24 protein-coding genes are annotated in these 19,888 nt (G+C 43.7%); 10 read left to right on the top strand and 14 right to left on the bottom strand.

What is annotated here, in order from left to right:
• Window positions 1–28: 28 nt before the first annotated feature.
• Together HUK62_RS03305 and HUK62_RS03300 are read left to right on the top strand one after the other, a co-directional pair.
• Window positions 29–808: a class I SAM-dependent methyltransferase gene (locus HUK62_RS03305; RefSeq protein ID WP_176537079.1), complete on the top strand. Its 780-nt coding sequence runs from the start codon at window positions 29–31 to the stop codon at window positions 806–808.
• 12 nt (window positions 809–820) lie between these two features.
• The gene (locus tag HUK62_RS03300; protein WP_176537078.1) at window positions 821–1,381 is read left to right on the top strand and encodes a hypothetical protein; all 561 of its coding nucleotides are present in this window, start codon (window positions 821–823) and stop codon (window positions 1,379–1,381) included.
• A 58-nt stretch (window positions 1,382–1,439) separates the two neighbouring features.
• Here HUK62_RS03300 and HUK62_RS03295 read toward each other — a convergent pair whose 3' ends face one another.
• From HUK62_RS03295 to HUK62_RS03285, 3 genes are read right to left on the bottom strand one after another with little or no spacing between them, the layout of a single operon-like run.
• Window positions 1,440–1,850, bottom strand: a complete 411-nt coding sequence (locus tag HUK62_RS03295) for a GFA family protein (RefSeq protein WP_062035103.1) — start codon at window positions 1,848–1,850, stop codon at window positions 1,440–1,442.
• Between the two features lie 45 nt (window positions 1,851–1,895).
• On the bottom strand, window positions 1,896–3,119 hold the full coding sequence (locus HUK62_RS03290; protein WP_176537077.1) for a TIGR03862 family flavoprotein: 1,224 nt from the start codon (window positions 3,117–3,119) through the stop codon (window positions 1,896–1,898).
• A gap of 3 nt (window positions 3,120–3,122) precedes the next feature.
• Window positions 3,123–3,782 carry an SAM-dependent methyltransferase gene (locus tag HUK62_RS03285; RefSeq protein WP_176538438.1) on the bottom strand — a complete coding sequence of 220 codons (660 nt, stop codon included), beginning with the start codon at window positions 3,780–3,782 and terminating at the stop codon, window positions 3,123–3,125.
• A gap of 85 nt (window positions 3,783–3,867) precedes the next feature.
• Here HUK62_RS03285 and HUK62_RS03280 point away from each other — a divergent pair, with 85 nt between their 5' ends.
• Together HUK62_RS03280 and HUK62_RS03275 are read left to right on the top strand one after the other, a co-directional pair.
• A complete protein-coding gene (locus HUK62_RS03280) occupies window positions 3,868–4,041 on the top strand; it encodes a DNA gyrase inhibitor YacG (protein WP_004692619.1) in 174 nt (57 codons plus the stop codon).
• Window positions 4,042–4,206: 165 nt separating this feature from the next.
• Window positions 4,207–4,386, top strand: coding sequence for a hypothetical protein (locus HUK62_RS03275; protein ID WP_176537076.1), 180 nt, complete (start codon window positions 4,207–4,209; stop codon window positions 4,384–4,386).
• A 51-nt stretch (window positions 4,387–4,437) separates the two neighbouring features.
• Here HUK62_RS03275 and HUK62_RS03270 read toward each other — a convergent pair whose 3' ends face one another.
• The 5 genes from HUK62_RS03270 to HUK62_RS03250 all read right to left on the bottom strand — a co-directional run bounded on the left by HUK62_RS03270 (window position 4,438) and on the right by HUK62_RS03250 (window position 8,872).
• A complete protein-coding gene (locus tag HUK62_RS03270; protein ID WP_078425275.1) occupies window positions 4,438–5,082 on the bottom strand; it encodes an MBL fold metallo-hydrolase in 645 nt (214 codons plus the stop codon).
• 12 nt (window positions 5,083–5,094) lie between these two features.
• On the bottom strand, window positions 5,095–6,117 hold the full coding sequence (hemH, locus tag HUK62_RS03265) for a ferrochelatase (protein ID WP_176537075.1): 1,023 nt from the start codon (window positions 6,115–6,117) through the stop codon (window positions 5,095–5,097).
• 69 nt (window positions 6,118–6,186) lie between these two features.
• Window positions 6,187–7,212, bottom strand: coding sequence for a DUF4062 domain-containing protein (locus HUK62_RS03260; protein ID WP_004692624.1), 1,026 nt, complete (start codon window positions 7,210–7,212; stop codon window positions 6,187–6,189).
• 131 nt (window positions 7,213–7,343) lie between these two features.
• The gene (gene murI / locus HUK62_RS03255) at window positions 7,344–8,213 is read right to left on the bottom strand and encodes a glutamate racemase (RefSeq protein WP_058868829.1); all 870 of its coding nucleotides are present in this window, start codon (window positions 8,211–8,213) and stop codon (window positions 7,344–7,346) included.
• Window positions 8,214–8,260: 47 nt separating this feature from the next.
• Complete coding sequence (locus tag HUK62_RS03250; protein WP_176537074.1) at window positions 8,261–8,872, bottom strand: DUF1285 domain-containing protein; 612 nt, start codon at window positions 8,870–8,872, stop codon at window positions 8,261–8,263.
• Window positions 8,873–9,063: 191 nt separating this feature from the next.
• Here HUK62_RS03250 and HUK62_RS03245 point away from each other — a divergent pair, with 191 nt between their 5' ends.
• From HUK62_RS03245 to HUK62_RS03230, 4 genes are all read left to right on the top strand, one after another.
• Window positions 9,064–10,776, top strand: a complete 1,713-nt coding sequence (locus tag HUK62_RS03245) for an electron transfer flavoprotein-ubiquinone oxidoreductase (protein ID WP_004692627.1) — start codon at window positions 9,064–9,066, stop codon at window positions 10,774–10,776.
• 301 nt (window positions 10,777–11,077) lie between these two features.
• Window positions 11,078–11,461: a transposase gene (locus HUK62_RS03240; RefSeq protein WP_151829929.1), complete on the top strand. Its 384-nt coding sequence runs from the start codon at window positions 11,078–11,080 to the stop codon at window positions 11,459–11,461.
• Window positions 11,458–11,793 (top strand): IS66 family insertion sequence element accessory protein TnpB, encoded by a 336-nt coding sequence (gene tnpB / locus HUK62_RS03235; protein WP_058951667.1) that lies wholly within the window; start codon window positions 11,458–11,460, stop codon window positions 11,791–11,793. The genes HUK62_RS03240 and tnpB overlap by 4 nt, the downstream gene beginning before the upstream one ends.
• A 74-nt stretch (window positions 11,794–11,867) precedes the next feature.
• The gene (locus HUK62_RS03230; protein ID WP_151829928.1) at window positions 11,868–13,493 is read left to right on the top strand and encodes an IS66 family transposase; all 1,626 of its coding nucleotides are present in this window, start codon (window positions 11,868–11,870) and stop codon (window positions 13,491–13,493) included.
• Window positions 13,494–13,520: 27 nt separating this feature from the next.
• On the opposite strand, the gene HUK62_RS03225 is transcribed toward HUK62_RS03230, so the two are convergent.
• Both HUK62_RS03225 and tusA read right to left on the bottom strand, forming a co-directional pair.
• Window positions 13,521–13,997: a hypothetical protein gene (locus tag HUK62_RS03225; RefSeq protein WP_176537073.1), complete on the bottom strand. Its 477-nt coding sequence runs from the start codon at window positions 13,995–13,997 to the stop codon at window positions 13,521–13,523.
• A gap of 72 nt (window positions 13,998–14,069) precedes the next feature.
• On the bottom strand, window positions 14,070–14,327 hold the full coding sequence (gene tusA / locus HUK62_RS03220; protein ID WP_004692640.1) for a sulfurtransferase TusA: 258 nt from the start codon (window positions 14,325–14,327) through the stop codon (window positions 14,070–14,072).
• 212 nt (window positions 14,328–14,539) lie between these two features.
• On the opposite strand from tusA, the gene HUK62_RS03215 reads away from it, so the two are divergent.
• Window positions 14,540–15,379, top strand: coding sequence for a CBS domain-containing protein (locus HUK62_RS03215; RefSeq protein WP_004978829.1), 840 nt, complete (start codon window positions 14,540–14,542; stop codon window positions 15,377–15,379).
• On the top strand, window positions 15,376–16,935 hold the full coding sequence (gene lnt, locus HUK62_RS03210; RefSeq protein ID WP_176537072.1) for an apolipoprotein N-acyltransferase: 1,560 nt from the start codon (window positions 15,376–15,378) through the stop codon (window positions 16,933–16,935). The genes HUK62_RS03215 and lnt overlap by 4 nt, the downstream gene beginning before the upstream one ends.
• A 66-nt stretch (window positions 16,936–17,001) precedes the next feature.
• Here the strand turns inward: lnt and HUK62_RS03205 are convergent, their stop codons facing one another.
• From HUK62_RS03205 to gspF, 4 genes are all read right to left on the bottom strand, one after another.
• The gene (locus tag HUK62_RS03205) at window positions 17,002–17,340 is read right to left on the bottom strand and encodes a tRNA-binding protein (protein WP_004978826.1); all 339 of its coding nucleotides are present in this window, start codon (window positions 17,338–17,340) and stop codon (window positions 17,002–17,004) included.
• Window positions 17,341–17,501: 161 nt separating this feature from the next.
• A complete protein-coding gene (locus HUK62_RS03200) occupies window positions 17,502–17,837 on the bottom strand; it encodes a hypothetical protein (RefSeq protein WP_004978824.1) in 336 nt (111 codons plus the stop codon).
• 283 nt (window positions 17,838–18,120) lie between these two features.
• On the bottom strand, window positions 18,121–18,558 hold the full coding sequence (gene gspG / locus HUK62_RS03195; RefSeq protein WP_010325797.1) for a type II secretion system major pseudopilin GspG: 438 nt from the start codon (window positions 18,556–18,558) through the stop codon (window positions 18,121–18,123).
• 33 nt (window positions 18,559–18,591) lie between these two features.
• The gene (gene gspF, locus HUK62_RS03190; RefSeq protein ID WP_058868820.1) at window positions 18,592–19,797 is read right to left on the bottom strand and encodes a type II secretion system inner membrane protein GspF; all 1,206 of its coding nucleotides are present in this window, start codon (window positions 19,795–19,797) and stop codon (window positions 18,592–18,594) included.
• Window positions 19,798–19,888: the final 91 nt, after the last annotated feature.

Below are 19,888 nucleotides of genomic sequence, written 5' to 3'. Positions count from 1 at the left end.
ATGCAGAGCAGATAAAAAAGCGCAAAATATGACACAATTACTCCATCCTGCAGCACAACACGGGTTTAGCGCAGCTGCTGAACTTTATCAACAAGTGCGTCCAAGTTATCCACAAGAGATCCATGCGTGGCTCACCGAGCAGTTGCATTTAAACGCAGATTCACGTGTGATTGATCTTGCCTCGGGTACAGGTAAGTTTCTGCCTTATCTGATTCCACATAGTGGACAGCTCACTGCCATCGAACCTATCACCGAAATGTTGGCTCAGCTTAAACTGGCTTACCCACTGGTGGAAACTTTACAAGCCTTTAGTGACCATATGCCCCTGCCATCGCAAAGTATCGATGCGGTTTTATCTGCGCAGGCCTTCCACTGGTTTGCCAACATGGATAGTTTAAAAGAAATCCATCGTGTCCTAAAACCGCAAGGGCATTTGGGCTTGGTCTGGAACCAACGCGATACTCAAGTCGACTGGGTCAATGCTCTGGCAGAACTGCTCGCTCCCTTAGAAGGAGAGACCCCGCGTTATCATAGTGGACTATGGCAAAAAGTCTTTGAACATCAACACTTATTTCAGCTCAAAAGCCTGCATCAGTTTGCACAGCAACAAACAGGTACAGTAGAACAAGTCGTCTCAAAACGCCTACTTTCAACCAGCTTTATTGCCGCAATGCCACTCGAACAACAACAGGATTTAAAACATCAGTTTGAACAAATTGTGCAAAAGTACACAGGTAAACAGCCACAAGACGAAATCAGTTTTCCTTACATCACCTATGCCTATCACTTTCAAAAAATAGCAGAATAATAGGACACCGATATGAACCCACATACTCTTTCATTGAAACAGGTTCTACTGCCGCTTCTTTTAGGTGGCAGCTTAATCCTCACAGGCTGTAACAAAGCAAATGAATCTGCTGAGCAAGACACGCTTTCGAGCGATGATAAAATTCTGCAAGAACTCAGCTCTGAACCTGTCAAAAGTTTTGCTAAAACGGCCAATGATCCACACGATATTGCGCTCTTAGTCGACTATGACCAGCGCTTTAGTAGCATGAGTGATGAAATGGAAGATGAACTCATGAAAATGCGTGAGGCAGGCACGCTCACGGATGAATTTGCAAAAACACGTCAACAAGACAATATTCAGTCTGCACTGAATATGCTGAAAGAGCTGGATTTAAAAACAGAACAAGGGCGCTACATTCAAACTCTGATGTACCGATATTGGGATAACCAAGCCAAAATCATCCAAGATAAAGCCGCAGCACCACATGACAACGTGAAAGGCCTCGGTGAGCTCATTCATGCTCAAGAGCAGCTTGAACACTGGCAGTCGCAGTATCCTAAAGCTCAAGATACGATATCGACAGGCTACTAACTCAATCGCAGACAAAGAAAAGGGATCCGATGATCCCTTTTACTTATATCTATTCTAACTATGGGCGTTCAGCATATTGTGGTAATGCATCACAAATGTTGTCCCACTCGGCTTGAGACGCCACAAAAATATGCTGCGTCGGCTTTTGCTGTAACGGGGTATCTAAAGTGCCGATCCGCAAACGGTAAAAGTCAGGTGTTTCAGCTTTAATACTGACAAGAGGTGAACCACAGTTGCCACAGAAACAACGCTCTGTGCCTGCACTCGATGCATATTTTTTCACAACGTCTTGACCAGAGGTCAGTTTAAAATCCGCCTTAGCAATCGGTGCATTTGTTGCATATGCCGTTCCATTGGCCTTGCGACATTTTTGACAATGGCATTGAATAATATCGCCAATTGGCCCATCAATTTGATAAGTCACTGCACCGCATAGGCAGCTGCCCACATACTGCTGAAGATCCGACATGATGATGCTCCTTGAATTTTTTATTCAAATTAGCACAGCTGATTTTCAGTTGCATCGCTTACGGCGATTTTTTGCCACATTCAAATACTGCATAACACCCTCACCTGCGGCACGCCCCGTTGCAAAACATGCAGTGAGTAAGTAGCCCCCTGTGGGTGCATCCCAGTCCAACATTTCCCCACATAAAAAAACAGCGGGATTGGATTTTAATTGTAGCTGCGGGTTCAGGTCTTTACGGCGCACACCACCAGCACAACTAATCGCTTCTTCAATCGGACGAAAACCAGTTAAAGGAATCTGTAATTGCTTCACCTGCTGCGCCAATTGTTCAGGGTGATTCCAGTGTTCTTTTGCAACCAACTCTCGCACTAAACTCGCCTTGGCTGCATCTAAACCTGCTTTACGCCAAATATTACTTAAAGACTGTTTTTTTGTGGGTTTCAGACGCACAGCCAATTCTTGTACCGTGACATCTGGCAGTAAATCAAGCGTTAACACTAAAGGTTGGAGCTGTTTTTGCTGCGCACGCAGCGCTCGACCTTGCTTATAGACCAAACCACTTTCTAGTCCATAATGGGTGATGATGATATCGCCCATACTTTTTTCCGCATCGCCCACCCATGCTGCGATACGTTTCAGGGGCTGCCCAAAGATGGGTTGCATATAGGTAGACCATTCATGTTCTACCCCAGCATTGCTGGCTTGAAAAGGCTCAATTTCATCGGCCTCCAACCAGTTTTGCCATGCGCCATCACTACCGAGCTGAGACCATGACACTGCTCCGCAAGCCAAGACGATCGCATCATAGCTCTGGCTATGTACTTGATCACTAAGCAAAGACTTGATTTCAAGTGTATGTTCTTTGAGGCTGAGGCATTGATGACGATAGTAAAACTTGACGCCTGACTCAACCAAGCGTTTCAACCATGCACGTAATAAAGGCGCGGCTTTCATTTCAATCGGGAAAATACGACCAGACGTCCCGACATAGGACTCAATGCCTAAACCTTTCATCCATGCTTGAATCCATGTGGCATCCCACTCACGAATCCAAGGTGCCAACCATTCGGCTTGATCATAGCGACCGATAAACTGCTCCACAGGTTCTGCATGAGAGATATTCAGTCCTGTTTTACCCGCCATCAGGAACTTACGTGCCGCAGATGGTTTTTGCTCAAACACATCGACCTGAACATCATATTGGCTCAACACTTCTGCTGCCATCAAACCAGCTGGGCCCGCCCCAATAATTGCAATACGCTTTGGCATGATTTATTCAGCGTGATCCGAAGATTGCGCCTGCGGGTTCTGACCTTGCAAGGCCTGAAACGTATCAAAGCGCGTACGATAACCTTCAGGTTTCGTGATGATTAACTGTTGGCAGAGCTCACCACGTTCTAAATATTTAATTTCAAAATGCGTGCGCGCTGAGCTATCCGCAATGCGCTCTTTCACAAATGGTAACTTCCATACCTCAATCAACTGTTGCTGTGCTTCTTCAATATATTCAGGAATATTGCTGGCTAACGTAATTTGTCCGCCCACTTGTAAACGTGAAATCAGAAACTCAAAAAAAGGCATATTCAACCAGCGCTGCGCAGGATTATGCGGTTCAGGGTTGGGATAAAGAATAAAGAACTGTTCAACCTGCTGCGGTTGCAAGGCATGTACCACCCAAGGCAGAGCATCGGCATGTACCAGCTGTAAATTCTGCTGACCTTCTAAGCCATGTTGTTTCTGCATCGCCACAAACTTTTCACGGGTACGCTCAACCGCAATCAGCTTTTTCTCAGGATGATTGGTCGTAAACAATAAGGCATGTTTCCCCTTGCCCGCCCCAATTTCCACACATAGTGGATCAGGACTGATCATTTGAAAATCACGAGGCGCATGCATACGCTGGGCTTGAAATTGACGAATCGGCATAATCAGATCAAACTAAGAAAAAACCGCATCAGTCTAACAACTGCCAACGTTTTTGCCTATTTCAATCCGAAAATTTTATCTGGAGTCGATCATGCCACATACGTTTCCTTGTCCCCGTTGTGGAGAAATGAGTCAATGGGAAGACAACGCCTTTCGTCCATTTTGTTCTGAACGCTGCAAACTGATCGACTTAGGTGCATGGGCCAATGATGAATATCGCCTCCCAACGCAAGATGCACCACAAGCAGAAAACTCAGAAGAATAATATGTTTAATTTCATGATATTTTTCATATTTTAAGAGAAATTGTTCATTATTTAATGTCTTAATAGTCGCTTAAAAGGATAATTCGTCGACTATACTCCCCCCAAAATTGATACATGCTCACAGCATGATCAAGTCACAAAAATAACATCCTAAAGGAGGATAAGATGAACATCCTGAGTAAGACTATTGTTTTAATTGGCGTTTTACTTGCGATCTGTCTATGCAGTTTTGGCATCTATATGCAAGATCTGTTGATCCTATCGGTTGGACTATTAGTGACCTTATTCTCCATCGTGTTTGCTCTTGAAACTCAGCACATTTTGAATAATCCATTTCGCAAATAAAAAAGTCAGCACCTGCTGACTTTTTTATTTTTTAATGAGACCTCAAAGCGTTTAGCCTGCTTTTCCTGCCACAAAGGGGTTATGTTGTTTTTCAAAACCAATGGTACTGATTGGACCATGTCCTGAAATGAACTGCGTCTCATCGGGTAAACTAAAGCATTCACGCTGAATAGAGTCAATCAGCTGCTGATGATTGCCACGCGGAAAGTCGGTACGACCAATGGAGCCTTTAAACAACACGTCACCGGTCCAAAGCAGACCATAGTTTTTGTTATAAAACATCACATGACCTGGGGTATGTCCAGGGGCAAAACGTACTTCAAACGCTTCATTGCCCAGTTTAAGGACTTCACCACCTTCTAGCCATGTCGTGACATCCACCTTTTCAGGAACAGGAAAACCATAACGCTGCGAGACTTCTTGGATCATATCCAACCAAAAGGCATCTTCTTTATGCGGGCCAATCACAGGGACATCCCACAGTTTTTTTAATGCCCCGACTGCTCCAGCATGATCTAAATGTCCGTGCGTCAACCAAAGCGCTTTTACTGTCAAACCCAACGCTTCAATTTCTGCTTTAAGCTTCTCAGGCTCCCCACCTGCATCAATTAAAATTGCTTCTTTACTGTCACTGTCCCAAACAATGGAACAGTTCTGCTGAAATGCCGTTACAGGCACAATTTTAACTTGCAACATAGAGTGTCAACCTCAATTCGTTTTGCTGGCTAATGTCTGTTTTAAGGCATCAAGATTAGCCTGAACCAGCGTATTGAGCAATTGCAAATGATCTCCGCGGCTGTTCAAGGCTGGAATATATTGATACCGCTCTCCACCTTGAGACAAAAACAATTCAGCATTCTGGATCGCCAGTTCCTCTAAAGTTTCTAAGCAATCCGCTGAAAACGCAGGACTCATAATTTGTACCGATTTCACCCCCTGCGCCGCCCATTCGGCCAGTAAGGCATCGGTATACGGTTTCACCCACTCTTGTTTCCCAAAACGAGACTGGAAACTGATTGCCCATTCATCTTCCGCTAGGCCCAATTCGGCTGCCACCAACTGTCCTGTGATACGGCAACGGTCGGCATAGGGATCACCTTTATCGGCATAAGGCTGTGGAATACCATGGAAAGACATTAACAGCTTTTCACTCACCCCATGTTCAGCACGGAAATCGCGCACACTTTGCGCCAATGCCTGAATGTATAAAGGGTGCTGATAATAATCACGAATAATGCTCAGCCCCGGCAAATTACGCTGCTTTGGAATCCACTTCGCGAAAGCATCATATAAGGGCGCGCTAGATGTCGCAGAGTACTGCGGAAACAAAGGAAAAAGGACGATGTGATCTTGCGGCTTTTGACTCAACTCAGCAAGCAAGGGCTGAATGCCTGGATTACCATAGGTCATCGCAGGGACGATATTCAGCTCAAACTCAGGGTATTGCAAAATCAACTGCTGTTGTAACGCGGCCACTTGAGTCAGCAAAATTTCTCGCATTGGAGAATCGCTGCCCCACACCATCTCATAAGCATGGGCAACGCGTTTCGGGCGAAACGGCAAAATAAATAAACGGAGAATAATTTGCCAAAGCGGTTTGGGAATTTCAATCACCCGCTGGTCTGACAAAAACTGATCCAAAAAGCGACGCACTGCTGAAGCTGTCGGTGCATCAGGCGTTCCCAAATTTGCCAAAATAACAGTAACTTTTGCTTTTGTTGCAGTAGACATTCAACCCTCGTGGCTCGTTTTCGAATGTCTCTACTGTAACAGTTTTCAGTTCATTATCTAAATGGATAACTACGAAGATTGAAATTGAAAAGGCCGATCCTTTTCCAATAAATTACTCTCCAAAAGTTTCATCGCCTTCGGGGTCAACTGCCAGAGCATGCGCTGACGATCATCTCGACCCGACTGAACAATCCAATCATTTTGACGCATTTGCATTTTGATACTGTGCAAAGCACGAATATTAATTTGTGAGCGCGCAACAGCATGGGCACGAGGCATTTCTAAGCGTGCATCATTTAAACCAGTTTCGTTTAAATATTCATTAATGCGTTTGGAAAAATACTCTTCAGGAGTTGGGTGAATAAAGGTTGTCCCCAAAACCGAGAGTAACTGCGCCCAAGTCATCTGCTTTTGAATTTTAAGCTCTTTAAAATTGCCATCTTGATAGGCATGCATCCGATAATCAAATGCAAAAAACTCATGCATAGCCACTTTGGGTAGAGACAAAAATGGATCAACTTCGCGTTTACCCGCTTCAGTTTCAAGTTGCACCAGTTTGGCTTTGAGTTTATCTATTTCGTCATGCAACACTTGGGTGTTCTGCGGACGTACCCAACCGGACACAGGATAGCGCTCTAGCATTTGCGTCATATTCAAGCGAACGGCCATTTCCAAGTCACGCATAGTGCGATAAGTGAAAACCTGATCGACTTCGTTTTGCAGCAGTTTTCTAAACTCTTTGAATTTTTCACGCAGCTCAGCTTTGTCGTCATGTAAACATAACTCACGGGCATCGGGATCATCATGCATAAATACAATAATCGGCTTTTGTTTGGTGACCGCATAAATGTATTCAAGGTGCATATATCCCACCCCTGACACGGACTGTTCGCCATATTTGCTGCCCAGCAACAATATGACATAGTCACAGTCATCGATCTGACGACGTGCAAAAGCCGTTGAAAGTGGTGTCCGTTGCTCTAATCCCCAAGAAAAAAATCCCATGCCCACTAAAGTTTGGGCCAAAATGATCCGCTCTGGCTGCATCTCGCTTCCAGAAGTGGTTATAAACACTTGATAACGCTTATCGAGCATCGGTTATCCTCATTATTCTTCGCAGCATCCCATCCCCCAAATTCCATTAGATAGACACTGCGACTAACTCAAGCATATTAGGTTGCAATTTTTGACTATATATCAAAATACTGGACTTATTTGTTTAAAAATTAATCAGATATGTTTGAAATAGTCCAATTTAGTTCTGGTTCAAGCAAAAGTTGTAAGATAGGTCTCAAACTTTCTGCATTATTTCCACTGACATAACATTCAATTCGAACATCACCATCATGATTTTGTTCAAATAATAACTCATTTTTGATTAAAATACGGGCTGTTTGTCGTGCAACTGCCAGTCCAGAGTCAATTAATGTCAGTTTCTGACCAAAAATAGATTGTATCGCTATTTTCAAAAAAGGGTAATGGGTACAGCCTAAAACTAAGTAATCTGCACCCTGATCAACAACCGGTTGTAAAATATCTTTTAACGTGGCTAAACATGCCGCACTCATCTGTGCGCCGCTTTCAACAAAAGGTACTAAATCTAAGCAGGTCACTGGAATCACAGTGACTCCCGAAGGCTGTGCAAACTTATCAACCACATCTTTAATCAGCTGCCCGCGAAAGGTCGCTGGGGTTGCTAGTACAGCTACGGTTTTGGATTTGCTTTGCAATACCGCAGGTTTTAGGGCCGGAACAAGGCCGATAATAGGGAAATTGTCGCCATAGTGCTCGCGTAAATAATCCAAACTAAAGGCTGAAGCGGTATTACACGCCACAACTGCAACCTTACAGCCTTTGCGGTAAAGCCACTCAATCGCTTGTGCAGTCAATTCTCGGATATTTTGATCATTGCGTGGCCCATAAGGCACATGTGCGGTATCGGCAAAATAAATAAATCGTTCATGCGGTAAATGCTTGGCAATTTCTTGAGCGATGGATAAGCCGCCTATCCCCGAATCAAATATCCCGATTGGCGCATTGGCTGTCGCTTTTGGCATAGGGTTGATCAGAGGAAATAAGGGCTGAATGGCACTCATGGGGACTCGTTGCAGTATAAAGTTAAAAGATCAATCAAGCTTAAACCTCAGGTGCCTAATTGCAATAGCAAATCACCACTTTGTAAGCACAGTTTGACCTGACCCGCCGCATCGTCGCTTAGCTCACCCATTTCCACCAAATGAAAAAAAGCAGCACGCTGAATCAGTGCATTGATGCCAAAACGAACATGCACATAAGGACGTAGCTCCCCTTGGAAGGCACGCATAAAAATGGGATGGTCTTCATCAACAATCACCACATCATGCGTGGTCGTGGTCAGTTGTAGGTAGATTTTTCCTGCAATTTCGACTTGCTCGACTTGATTGACAAATAAAGGTTCATCTTCAACCTCGATTTCAATCTGCTCGACAGGAGTTTTGAGATAAAATTTTCCGTCCTCTTTCCAAAGTACCGTTGCAAACAGCTCGATCATGGCTGGACGTTTGATCAATTGACCTTCGTGCCACCATTCTCCATTGGCTAAAACCTTCAAATCCATTGCGCCACAATGCTTTGGGTGCCATTGATCTAAAGGGGGGATTGACCTTTTGTGACTGGACTGTCCATCTTTTATGTATTGTGCAATATCAGTTAAGTTTTTATTATCAGCAATAGCTACTTTTTTCGTCGGATTTGCTGAGTTGTGCTGCTTATCCATAAAATTCATGCCTGTCTGACGGAAAAATAATATGATTCAGCCAATTGGCTAGAACTCGGTTTAAACCTATACTAGCTCACAATATAAAAGACACGATGATAAATTTTGTGTCTGGGAACTAAGAACACTCATGGCAGCACCGTTCTTTGAGTCAAAACGGTTGCCACCTTTAACCATATGAGGAGTCCTACATGGAACACATCGAACGTGAATCGATGGAGTTTGACGTAGTCATCGTTGGCGCAGGCCCTGCTGGCCTTTCTGCTGCGATTAAAATTCGTCAACTTGCAATTGAAAACAACCTTAATGATCTGTCCGTTTGTGTCGTAGAAAAAGGCTCTGAAGTTGGTGCGCATATCCTTTCAGGTGCTGTGCTCGAACCGCGTGCGATCAATGAGTTGTTCCCAAACTGGAAAGAAGAAGGCGCGCCTTTAAATGTTCCAGTAACTGAAGATAAAACGTATTTCCTAATGTCTGCTGAAAAGTCACAAGAAGCGCCGCACTGGATGGTTCCTAAAACCATGCATAATGATGGCAACTATGTGATTTCACTCGGTAACGTGGTGCGTTGGTTAGGTCAAAAAGCTGAAGAATTAGAAGTTTCTATTTTCCCAGGTTTTGCTGCGTCTGAAATTCTTTATCATGCCGATGGTACGGTTAAAGGTATCCAAACCGGTGATATGGGGATTGGTAAAGATGGTGAACCAACACATAACTTTACCCCGGGCTATGAACTACATGCCAAATATACGATTTTTGCGGAAGGCTGCCGTGGTCATTTAGGTAAACGCCTGATTGCCAAGTTCGATCTAGATAAAGATGCAGACCCGCAACACTATGGTATCGGCATCAAAGAACTATGGGAAATTGACCCTGCAAAACACAAGCCAGGTTTGGTGATGCACGGTGCAGGTTGGCCTCTAGCTGAAACAGGTTCTTCTGGTGGTTGGTGGTTATATCACGCTGAAAACAACCAAGTTACTTTGGGTATGATCGTGGATTTATCTTACGAAAACCCACACATGTATCCATTTGCAGAAATGCAACGCTGGAAAACACACCCACTGATTAAGCAGTATCTTGAAGGTGGTAAGCGTATTTCTTATGGCGCACGTGCTGTTGTCAAAGGTGGTTTCAACTCACTGCCGAAGTTTACCTTCCCAGGTGGCTCTTTAATTGGTGATGATGCAGGCTTCCTAAACTTCGCTAAAATTAAAGGCTCACATACGGCCATGAAATCTGGCATGTTGTGTGGCGAAGCGGTATTCGAAGCGATTCAAGCAGGCGTTGAAAAAGGTGGTGACCTTGCCATTGCACGTGTGCTTGAAGGTGAAGACTTCTTTGCAAAAGAGTTAACAGCTTACACAGACAAGTTCAACAACAGCTGGTTAAAAGAAGAGTTATATCGTTCTCGTAACTTTGGTCCAGCAATGCACAAATTTGGCACGTTCGGTGGTGGTGCATTTAACTTCATCGACCAAAATGTGTTTAAAGTCCCGTTTACACTGCATGACTTAGTACCTGACTTCAGCACACTGAAAACTGTAGATGCAGCAACAGTGAAACCGAACTATCCAAAACCAGATGGTAAGTTGACCTTTGACCGTTTATCTTCAGTATTTGTATCGAATACGGTGCATGAAGAAAATCAGCCAGCACACTTGAAACTGACTGATGCGTCTATTCCTGTGAATGTAAACCTACCAAAATGGGACGAGCCAGCTCAGCGCTACTGCCCTGCGGGTGTTTATGAAATTATGGAAGAGAACGATGGTTCGAAGCGTTTCCAAATTAACGCAGCTAACTGTGTGCACTGTAAAACGTGTGATATTAAAGATCCATCTCAGAACATTACTTGGGTAACGCCTGAGGGTGGTGGTGGTCCGAATTACCCTAATATGTAATTCCTTGCGACACGGCAAAGCAGTTGCTTTGCTAACCGTGTCGCATAACCGAACATGTAATGTTAAAACGGGCTTGCGCTGAGGCGCATTTCCGAGTAAGTAATCGCTTTTAGATTAAAAAATCCCTTCAGCACTGAAGGGATTTTTTTTAATTAATAGGCATCTGACTTTTTGCTAAAAACCATCACTGTTGGCCCTATCGCGGTATGTCCAACGTAAGCGTCCGCTGAACACATCTTATGAATTCGTCCTATAAGCCTTAATTTAGTCCTCACTTAAAAACAAGTGGGAACTTAAATTTATGACTACAAATAACCAGACATACATCGCATCTCTTACGATAATACGAAGAACATATAGTGCTGAATTTAAACAGCAGATCGTTCAGGCGTGTAAAGCATCGGAGGTTTCAATTGCTTCGGTCGCTTTTCAACATGGATTGAATACACATCTTGTATCCAAATGGATTCGCTTAATTGATGCTAAGCCAGGGAATGATCGCTCACTACTACCGAATAAACCTGCATTTATTGCCTTATCTTGCTCTGCACCATTAGATCCTATTTCTACTGGCATGTTAACGGTTCAAATTACTTTACCCCACTCAAAAGCAGAAATTGGCTTGAAATGGCAAGTATCAGAAATATCTGCTTTAGCAGAATTACTCAAGGCACTTACAACATGATCCGTATCGATGAAATCTGGTTGTCTACCCAGCCCATGGACATGCGTGCAGGTATGGATACGGCCATGGCTCAGGTGGTGAGAGCCTTTGGCTACATTAAACCGCATTGTGCTTACCTGTTCTGTAATAAACGTGGCCATCGCATGAAAGTGCTGGTACATGATGGACTGGGGATCTGGCTGTGTGCTCGGCGGTTGGAACAGGGCAAATTTCACTGGGCTAAAGTTCATCAGGGTGAAACCCTGGCACTCAGTCCAGAACAGTTACAGGCACTGATCCAGGGTTTGCCTTGGCAGCGCATTGGACGACAGCAAGTGGTCACAATGCTCTAAACTAGCTTGGTCCATTCTGCTATTCTCCAAACGTTCTATTTCATTCTTCTCATGACCTCAGGCATACTGCGGTCATGAATACACTGCCTGATTTAAGCCAACTGACCCATGAACAACTGCTGGAATTTACTAGACAGTTGGCAATGCAACATCAGTCTCTGGCACAATCAAACCAGCAATTAGATGCCAAAGTTCAGCATCTTGAAGTATCCAATCTGCAATTAGATGCTCAAGTTCAACATCTTTCCATTCTCACGCAAAAATACGAGCATGAGCTCGCACTATTTAAACAGCACAAATTTGGCAGTAAAAACGAACATCTCACCGCAAAACAAATCCATCTGTGGGATGAAGCGGTCGAAGAAGATATTGCCGCTGTTGATCTGGAACTGGAACGGCTGAATGCAGATAAAACTGATGCAGCGACACACAAAGCCACAGTCAACAAACCTAAACGTCGACTGCTGCCCGATCATCTACACACCATCCGTATCGAGCATGAACCAACATCAACCCAATGTGCTTGTGGCTGCACCTTGCGTCGTATCGGCGAAGATATCAGTGAAAAACTACATTTCAGACCGGCACAGTTCTATAAGGAACAGCATGTGCGTGGCAAATGGGTCTGTGATCAGTGTGACACACTGACTCAGCAAGCGATGCCCGCCTATTTGATTGATAAAGGCATTGCCAGTCCTGAACTGCTTAGCCATGTGTTGGTCTCGAAATACGCAGATCATTTACCGCTGTACCGTCAACGTCTGATCTATCAGCGGGCGGGAATCGAGCTTTCTAGATCAACTTTATCTGACTGGATAGGTCGCTGCGGTGTAGAACTGGAACCTCTGGCCAATGCTTTAAAAGAGGTGGTGCTGCAACAGCGGGTGATCCATGCCGATGAAACGCCGGTCACCATCATGCGGATGGGTGATGATGAGAAAAAACCGAAGAAAGGTTATGTCTGGGCCTATGCAACAACCCAATATAATCCAATTCAAGCCGTGATTTATGACTTTCAGGATAGTCGTTCAGGCCAGCATGCTGAAGCGTTCCTGAAAGACTGGCAGGGCCATCTGGTCTGTGATGATTACAGTGGTTATAAAGCACGCTTTAAATCAGGCCAAGTCATTGAGGTGGGCTGCATGGCGCATGCTCGTCGTAAATTCCATGAACTGCATGTGACCAAGAAAAGTCAGGTCGCTGAACAGGCCTTAGTGCTGATTCAGAAACTGTATGCCATAGAAGCAGAACTCAGGAGAAAGACCGATGGTACAGCAGAACAGCGCCGCGAATACCGACAACAGCATAGTCAACCGGTGATGCAACAACTGTATGAATGGCTCAACCAGCATCAACTGACGGTGCCATCGAGTTCTCCAACCGCCAAGGCCATCAATTACACTCTGAAGCGTTGGCCAGCTTTAAGCCGCTATCTGGATGATGGCAATCTACCGATTTGCAATAATTGGGTGGAAAACCAGGTGCGGCCTTGGGCGTTGGGACGTAAGAACTGGTTATTTGCAGGTTCGCTGCGTAGTGGTCAGCGAGCGGCAAACATCATGACTTTAATCCAGTCAGCAAAGCTGAATGGGCTGGATCCGTATGCCTATTTAAGTGATGTGCTGAAAAGATTGCCGACCCATAAAGTGACCCAAATAGAAGAATTGCTACCACACCGCTGGAAATCCAACTCAAATTAAAAAATAGACATGGGGTTCAGCGGACGCTTACTGTCCAACCCCATGATCTTGATAAATTTCAATCCGATAATCGGCACACTGATAGACATATTTATTTTCAGCTTGTTTCCAACCGTTTTGCGCCACCCGAAAGCGTTTTAATACTCGACTTTTAAAAACATCTAAATCGGTTTCATACGTCGCAAGTGGCCCATCTAGAAAACTTAAACTGTATGAAATAATCATTTTAGAATGCGGATCGTAACGAATATGCTGAACCCAGCTCACACCAGCTTTTTTAATTTGTGTATCTACACCTTGTGCAAATTCAAACTGATAATTATCGCCCCCTAAAATAACCGTTTTTGCGGTGGGATGATGCTGTTGAAATTCACGAATATGCTGTCCAATTTTTAAACCTGCAACATTCATCGTACCTACAGGAACTTCACAAGATTTTGCCCAAGAAATTGAACAAAATAATGCAAAAATATGAGCCCATAAGAACACATTTATTCTTTTCATTCTGATTTCCTTGGATGAACTTGATTTCTTTTTCTTTACTCAAGTACATTTTAAAAGGCTAAGACAAATGTCCTAACCTTTTTTAACTAAATAATGAAATTCTTTATTGCCGTTTTCGTCTAAGCGCTCTTCTTGCAGCAAAAGTTCATGCCCAAGATGCATACAAAATTTCGGAATATCCCATGAAGTTGAATTGTCCGTTGCAAACACCTCCACTACATCTCCCGATTTAGACTTGCGAATGGCTTGATGCAACATCATCACAGGCTCTGGACAGCGTAAACCACGGGTGTTTAATTGGATGCTTGGGCTCACTTCCAAATCAGACATATATAAACTCAAAAATTTAAAAACTTGCCAATTTTAACACAACTGCCCATTTCGCATATCTGTTTGCATAGCTTGATGGCAGATGAACCTCGTATTTAAAAGTATTGATCTAAGCATTCATGCAATCCTTGCTTAATTACAATAGACAACTGTGTTTTCTACGGTATGATAAAATTAAGTTTTTTAGATATTAAGAGTCTTTAGGAAAGATCATGCACGAGGAATCAGGCCCGTCGTGGGGAATGCGTGGCTTACGCAAATGGTTAGGTACCGCGCCAGAAACTCGCGATGAACTGTTAAAGTTAGTTCAAGATTCACGTCGTTTTTTAGAACCCGACACTGTTGCGATGTTAGAAGGCGTATTAGACCTTCCAGCAACCAAAGTCCGCGAGGTCATGACACCGCGTACATCGATGATCAGCCTACAAGAAGATGATGAGTTACTCGACATTTTGCATACCTTGGTTGAGTCGGCACATTCACGTTTCCCTGTCTTTTCATCCGATCAACCAGACAATGTCGTGGGCATTTTATTAGCCAAGGACTTATTGCCTTTTTTGACTGAACCAAACAATAAAGTGGATATACGTGCGCTGATGCGCCAACCTTTATATGTCCCTGAAAGCGCACGCTCAGACCAAGTACTTCGCATGTTGAAAAATACCCAAACGCACATTGCAGTGGTAATTGATGAATATGGCACGACCTCAGGTTTAGTGACGCTAGAAGATATTTTGGAAGAGATCGTCGGTGAAATTGAAGATGAACACGACAAGATCGATGAGGAAGCTGAATATATTATTCCCGACAATGACCCAACGACCGCAAATACGTGGCTGGTTCAAGCACTTACACCAATCGAACACTTTAACAATCTTTTAGATGCAGACTTTTCTGATGATGAGGTTGAAACTGTGGGCGGTTTATTGCTTCAAGAAATTGGTTTAGTGAGTGATTTACAAGGTCAGGTGATTGATCTTGAAAATTGGGAATTTACCATTGTAGAAGCAGATGCACGTTCTATTCATCTGATTCGAGCCGTTCGTAAATGAGAGCTTACTTTGACAAACTGTTAACCCCCAATCCACAACAAAAACAGTTACCTTTAATTTATCCGCTTCTAATTGCCTTATTTTCAGGGGCTGTCTTTAGTTTTGCACTCGCCCCTTATCATTATTGGTGGTTGGCAATCTTATCCCCTGCACTGCTCTATGCCACTTTACGTAAACGCAGTGCAAAGCATGCCTTTGGCATTGGTTGGGCCTATGGTTTTGGCCTATGGTTCGTGGGGGCTTTTTGGCTCTATACTTCCATCCATGTCTATGGCGATACCAATAGTGCCTTAAGTGTCGGCATGATCGGCATTATGGCCTTGGTCATGGGCTTATTCACGGCTGTCCAAAGCTTTATTTACCGCCGCTTTTTCCCTGAAACGCCACTGACCTTCGCCCCGCTTTGGGTGCTTTTTGAATGGGCAAAAACCTGGGTCTTCACAGGCTTCCCATGGCTGTTTGCAGGCTATGCCTTTACAGAACGTTTACTGGATGGGTATGCGCCATTATTTGGTATCTTCGGGGTATCGTTTGTAGTCTTGGTGTTGGCCTGCGCACTGGTCGAAGTTTTAAACCGTCGCGTCTTCTGGGTCATCCCCTCTGCTTTATTGGTGCTCGGCGCATGGGGCGCATCAAAAATTGAATTCGTCTCCGCAAAAAATACACCACCATTATCGGTTTCTTTAATTCAGGGCAATATCCCACAAGACTTAAAATGGCTCACTGAGTATCAACTGAAAACACTTGGAATCTATGCGGATTTAACCAAAACAGAATGGGGACGAGACCTCATTGTTTGGCCTGAATCCTCTATTCCGATGTTCCAGAGTGATATCGAACCCTTTTTAGTTGCAATGACGGCACAGGCCAAGAAAACCAACACGGCGTGGGTCACCGGTATTCCATACTGGGATATTTCAGGCTCTGAAGCGGCAGGTCGACCACTGTACTACAACAGTATTATGGCCAATGGTGCTGAAGCCGAAGGACTCTATAAAAAGCAACGTTTAGTGCCTTTTGGTGAATATATTCCACTATCTGGTTTACTGAAATGGGTCTTGCCAGCCATGCAGAATGATCCGTCGATGAGTGGTTTTTCGCGTGGTGAACAACAGCAACAACCGCTTTCTATTCATCAGCAGCATTTAGGCGCAGCCATTTGCTATGAAGTGGCTTATCCGAACTTGACGCGTCGTAATGCCAGCCAAAGTGATTTCTTGGTGACAGTTTCCAACGATGCATGGTTTACAGGAACCGCAGGCCCTTTACAGCATTTACAGATGGTTCAAATGCGTGCCAAAGAAAATGGACGCTGGTTTATCCGTGCCACTAATACAGGCGTGACGGCGTTTATTGACCATCAAGGGCATATCGTAAAACGTGCCCCACAAGATGTGGCAACCGTGCTTCGTGGTGAACTGCCTGCTATGCAAGGTCAAACGCTATATACCCGTTTAAGTGACTGGCCAATTTTAGGTTTTTCAGTCTTTTTACTGATCTTGGGCTGGATCTATCGTCCACGTAAAGTCGATGTATCATTTAAGTCTCGTCGATAGTTGCTATTGTTAGATCAGATTGTTCCAAAGAAAACCCCAAGCTGAGCTTGGGGTTTTCTTTTTCAATTATAGTAGCTTGGTACCTACTGGAACATCTGTATCAGGCACACACAGCACCACGCCTGCATCTGAATCATGAAAGCCTGTCACTAAGCACTCAGACTGGATGGGACCAATTTGTTTGTTTGGAAAGTTAACCACCGCCACTACCAATTTACCCAACAACAGTTCAGGTTGATAACGCTCAGTAATCTGCGCACTCGATTTCTTAATGCCAATTTCATGGCCAAAGTCGACATGTAAAATATAAGCGGGCTTACGTGCTTGCTCAAAGACTTCGGCCTGAATAATACGCCCGACTCGGAGCTCGACTTTTAAAAAATCCGCCCAATCAATCTGTTCCATATTTCACTCTATATTTATATTTTCTACAGTATAGAGAGCGAACACTAGGATCATATACAACGAAACAGACAAGCGATCCTATCTTTCCGCCATTCTTCATGACGCAATAAAAAACTGACCGTATGTGCTCGGTTTTTTTATCACAACTATGAATGTCAGTATTAAATTTGACTGACCAAATAGGACACCATACCAGCTAAAAAGAGCATCGGGGTATAACGGTAGAACATGACCACTTTTTGTTCTAATGCTGTAATCTGTACTTGATCGAGTGTGAGTACGGTTGCTTTTAACGCAGACCAAAAGCTTAAAACCGCCCATGTGCTGAACAGACTGATTGCAAAGAAACCCACCATAATTTGGCTGCTGCCTTCAGTCGACTGCCAGACACTTAAAACCCCTTGAGCAACAGGAAGCATACTCAGAATCAAAAGAACAGATTTGAGCATCGACCAATGGAATTGGCTCATTTCATCCAACAAGGTTAATGCTTTCATTCTATTCTCCTCAGGCAAATCAGTTGCCATTGAGAACATTATGCAAGGATTTAAATAAATAAAAAGCCTATTTTTATCCATAATTTACATTATTTGTAATCAATAAATATGGGAATAATTCTTATTATAAATCTCAGCTGATGCTTATTATATTTAATAATTTAAAATCATAATCTTAGATATTAATTTTAAATTAAGATGTATTATCATTACAGTCCACATTGACATAACCTATGCACTGTAATGATATATTCAATTAAACCCAATATATAATAATTCTCAATTAAGGTTGATACTGAATATCAGCATCGGTTTCTTCACCACCTTGCTGTCCATCTGCGCCAAAAGAATATAAATCAAATGGTCGTCCATCGGTCCCAGGTGCAACATATTGAATGTCATTATCCCAACTGTCTTTCGGATATCCACCTTTCACATAACCGCCGGGCAACCAATTTTTTGCAGACTCAGGCTTATTCACCAAAGCGTCGAGTCCACCCTCTTGCATCGAAGGATATTTACCATTATCCAATTTATATTGATCCAATGCCGCAGCAACACCTTTAAGGGTAATGACAGTGGTATCCACTTTGGCTTTTTCACCGCGTCCCATCACATTGGGTACAATTAAGGCTGCCAATACACCTAAAATAACAATCACCACCATGACTTCAATTAAGGTAAAGCCTGAAGCTTGGCGTCTATAGATTTTTGATTGCATGTGAATTTTCTCTTCCATCTTATATTTTTAAAATTAAATCATGTTGTTCATATTGACGATCGGTAGCATCACGGCGATCACAATCACCAAGACAATGCTTGCCATCAGAACCAACATCAGTGGCTCCAGTAAAGCCAGCAAGGTCGATATGAGCGTTGTCACCTCTCGGTCTTGCATGGTCGATGCGCGCTCCAACATCCGATCCAATTCACCCGACGTTTCACCACTTTTAATCATTTGTACCATCATCGGTGGGAAATAACCACTGCGCTCCAGCTGGGTCGCAAGGTTTCCACCTTCAGTCACTTTTTCTGCGGCATGATTGACCGCATCGCGAATCACCCAGTTATTACTCACCGCCGCGCCAATTTTTAACGCATCCACCAAGGGCACACCTGACTGGGTCAAAATCGATAAGGTACTGGCAAAGCGTGCGGCATTTATACCACGTGAAAGTTTACCGAATAATGGCAGTTTGAGCGTTAAACGATCAAAGGCATAATGCCCTGCTGTGGTTCTTAAAAATCGCAGTAATAAGCCGATGCCTAGTACACTGCCCACCAATAAAAATGGCCATGCCACTCGAATAAAATCGCTGGCTTTCATCAAGGCAACGGTAATCCATGGCAAGGCATCTTTGCTTTGGTCAAAGGTTTTGACAATGTCAGGCACTACATAAGTCATGAGCCCCATCACGATGGCAAAAGACATCAGCATTAAAATAATCGGATAAATCATCGCGCCTTGGATTTTCTTTTGCATCGCAAAGCGATTTTCAGTGTAGTCTGCCAGCTGATCTAAAATTAAGTCTAAATGTCCTGAACGTTCGCCAGCGGCAATCGTGGCAATGTACAACTCTGGAAAGCGTCCAGATTGCTGTAAACCCTGTGCCAATGAATGACCTTCCAGTACTTTAGAACGCACTGACATCAATAGATTTTGTACATGTGTTTTTTCTGACTGCTTTCCAACCGCACGAATGGCTTCTTCCAACGGAATGGCCGCCGCCACAAGTACCGAAAGTTGACGTGTCAATAAGGCCAAATCATAGGCGGTAATTTGTTTTTGAAACCATGTTTTACTGCTGTGCTTATCTTTTTGTTCAACAGGATCAACCGAGACTGGGATCAGCGCTTTATCACGAAGTTGTTGCCGAATTTGACGTGCTGAATCCCCTTCGAGCACGCCTTTTTGCTGCTTTCCTGCGGCATCGAGTGCGGTAAATTGATATGCTGGCATGTTTACGCTTTCTAATTGTCCATTTAGTCATTTGGCGCTGTTGCATGTCGGCACCAAAATCATTCATATTCTAAGTTATAAATTATGTCAT

It is taken from the genome of Acinetobacter sp. NEB 394, from assembly GCF_013374795.1.
Lineage (GTDB): Bacteria > Pseudomonadota > Gammaproteobacteria > Pseudomonadales > Moraxellaceae > Acinetobacter > Acinetobacter johnsonii.
The sequence above is the reverse complement of the archived record's forward strand: the minus strand, read 5'-3'. Positions and strand labels throughout refer to the sequence as shown.

Excerpts from the sequence above, each read along its gene's own strand:
- HUK62_RS03200 (WP_004978824.1), bottom strand. The coding sequence starts at position 17,837 with ATGAAAGCATTAACCTTGTTGGATGAAATGAGCCAATTCCATTGGTCG.
- lnt (WP_176537072.1), top strand. The coding sequence starts at position 15,376 with ATGAGAGCTTACTTTGACAAACTGTTAACCCCCAATCCACAACAAAAA.
- hemH (WP_176537075.1), bottom strand. The coding sequence starts at position 6,117 with ATGTCTACTGCAACAAAAGCAAAAGTTACTGTTATTTTGGCAAATTTG.
- HUK62_RS03275 (WP_176537076.1), top strand. The coding sequence starts at position 4,207 with ATGAACATCCTGAGTAAGACTATTGTTTTAATTGGCGTTTTACTTGCG.
- HUK62_RS03300 (WP_176537078.1), top strand. The coding sequence starts at position 821 with ATGAACCCACATACTCTTTCATTGAAACAGGTTCTACTGCCGCTTCTT.
- tusA (WP_004692640.1), bottom strand. The coding sequence starts at position 14,327 with ATGTCTGATTTGGAAGTGAGCCCAAGCATCCAATTAAACACCCGTGGT.
- HUK62_RS03250 (WP_176537074.1), bottom strand. The coding sequence starts at position 8,872 with ATGGATAAGCAGCACAACTCAGCAAATCCGACGAAAAAAGTAGCTATT.
- HUK62_RS03240 (WP_151829929.1), top strand. The coding sequence starts at position 11,078 with ATGACTACAAATAACCAGACATACATCGCATCTCTTACGATAATACGA.
- HUK62_RS03215 (WP_004978829.1), top strand. The coding sequence starts at position 14,540 with ATGCACGAGGAATCAGGCCCGTCGTGGGGAATGCGTGGCTTACGCAAA.
- HUK62_RS03270 (WP_078425275.1), bottom strand. The coding sequence starts at position 5,082 with ATGTTGCAAGTTAAAATTGTGCCTGTAACGGCATTTCAGCAGAACTGT.
- murI (WP_058868829.1), bottom strand. The coding sequence starts at position 8,213 with ATGAGTGCCATTCAGCCCTTATTTCCTCTGATCAACCCTATGCCAAAA.
- HUK62_RS03290 (WP_176537077.1), bottom strand. The coding sequence starts at position 3,119 with ATGCCAAAGCGTATTGCAATTATTGGGGCGGGCCCAGCTGGTTTGATG.
- HUK62_RS03230 (WP_151829928.1), top strand. The coding sequence starts at position 11,868 with ATGAATACACTGCCTGATTTAAGCCAACTGACCCATGAACAACTGCTG.
- HUK62_RS03305 (WP_176537079.1), top strand. The coding sequence starts at position 29 with ATGACACAATTACTCCATCCTGCAGCACAACACGGGTTTAGCGCAGCT.
- HUK62_RS03225 (WP_176537073.1), bottom strand. The coding sequence starts at position 13,997 with ATGAAAAGAATAAATGTGTTCTTATGGGCTCATATTTTTGCATTATTT.
- HUK62_RS03260 (WP_004692624.1), bottom strand. The coding sequence starts at position 7,212 with ATGCTCGATAAGCGTTATCAAGTGTTTATAACCACTTCTGGAAGCGAG.
- HUK62_RS03295 (WP_062035103.1), bottom strand. The coding sequence starts at position 1,850 with ATGTCGGATCTTCAGCAGTATGTGGGCAGCTGCCTATGCGGTGCAGTG.
- gspG (WP_010325797.1), bottom strand. The coding sequence starts at position 18,558 with ATGCAATCAAAAATCTATAGACGCCAAGCTTCAGGCTTTACCTTAATT.
- HUK62_RS03245 (WP_004692627.1), top strand. The coding sequence starts at position 9,064 with ATGGAACACATCGAACGTGAATCGATGGAGTTTGACGTAGTCATCGTT.
- tnpB (WP_058951667.1), top strand. The coding sequence starts at position 11,458 with ATGATCCGTATCGATGAAATCTGGTTGTCTACCCAGCCCATGGACATG.
- HUK62_RS03205 (WP_004978826.1), bottom strand. The coding sequence starts at position 17,340 with ATGGAACAGATTGATTGGGCGGATTTTTTAAAAGTCGAGCTCCGAGTC.
- HUK62_RS03280 (WP_004692619.1), top strand. The coding sequence starts at position 3,868 with ATGCCACATACGTTTCCTTGTCCCCGTTGTGGAGAAATGAGTCAATGG.
- gspF (WP_058868820.1), bottom strand. The coding sequence starts at position 19,797 with ATGCCAGCATATCAATTTACCGCACTCGATGCCGCAGGAAAGCAGCAA.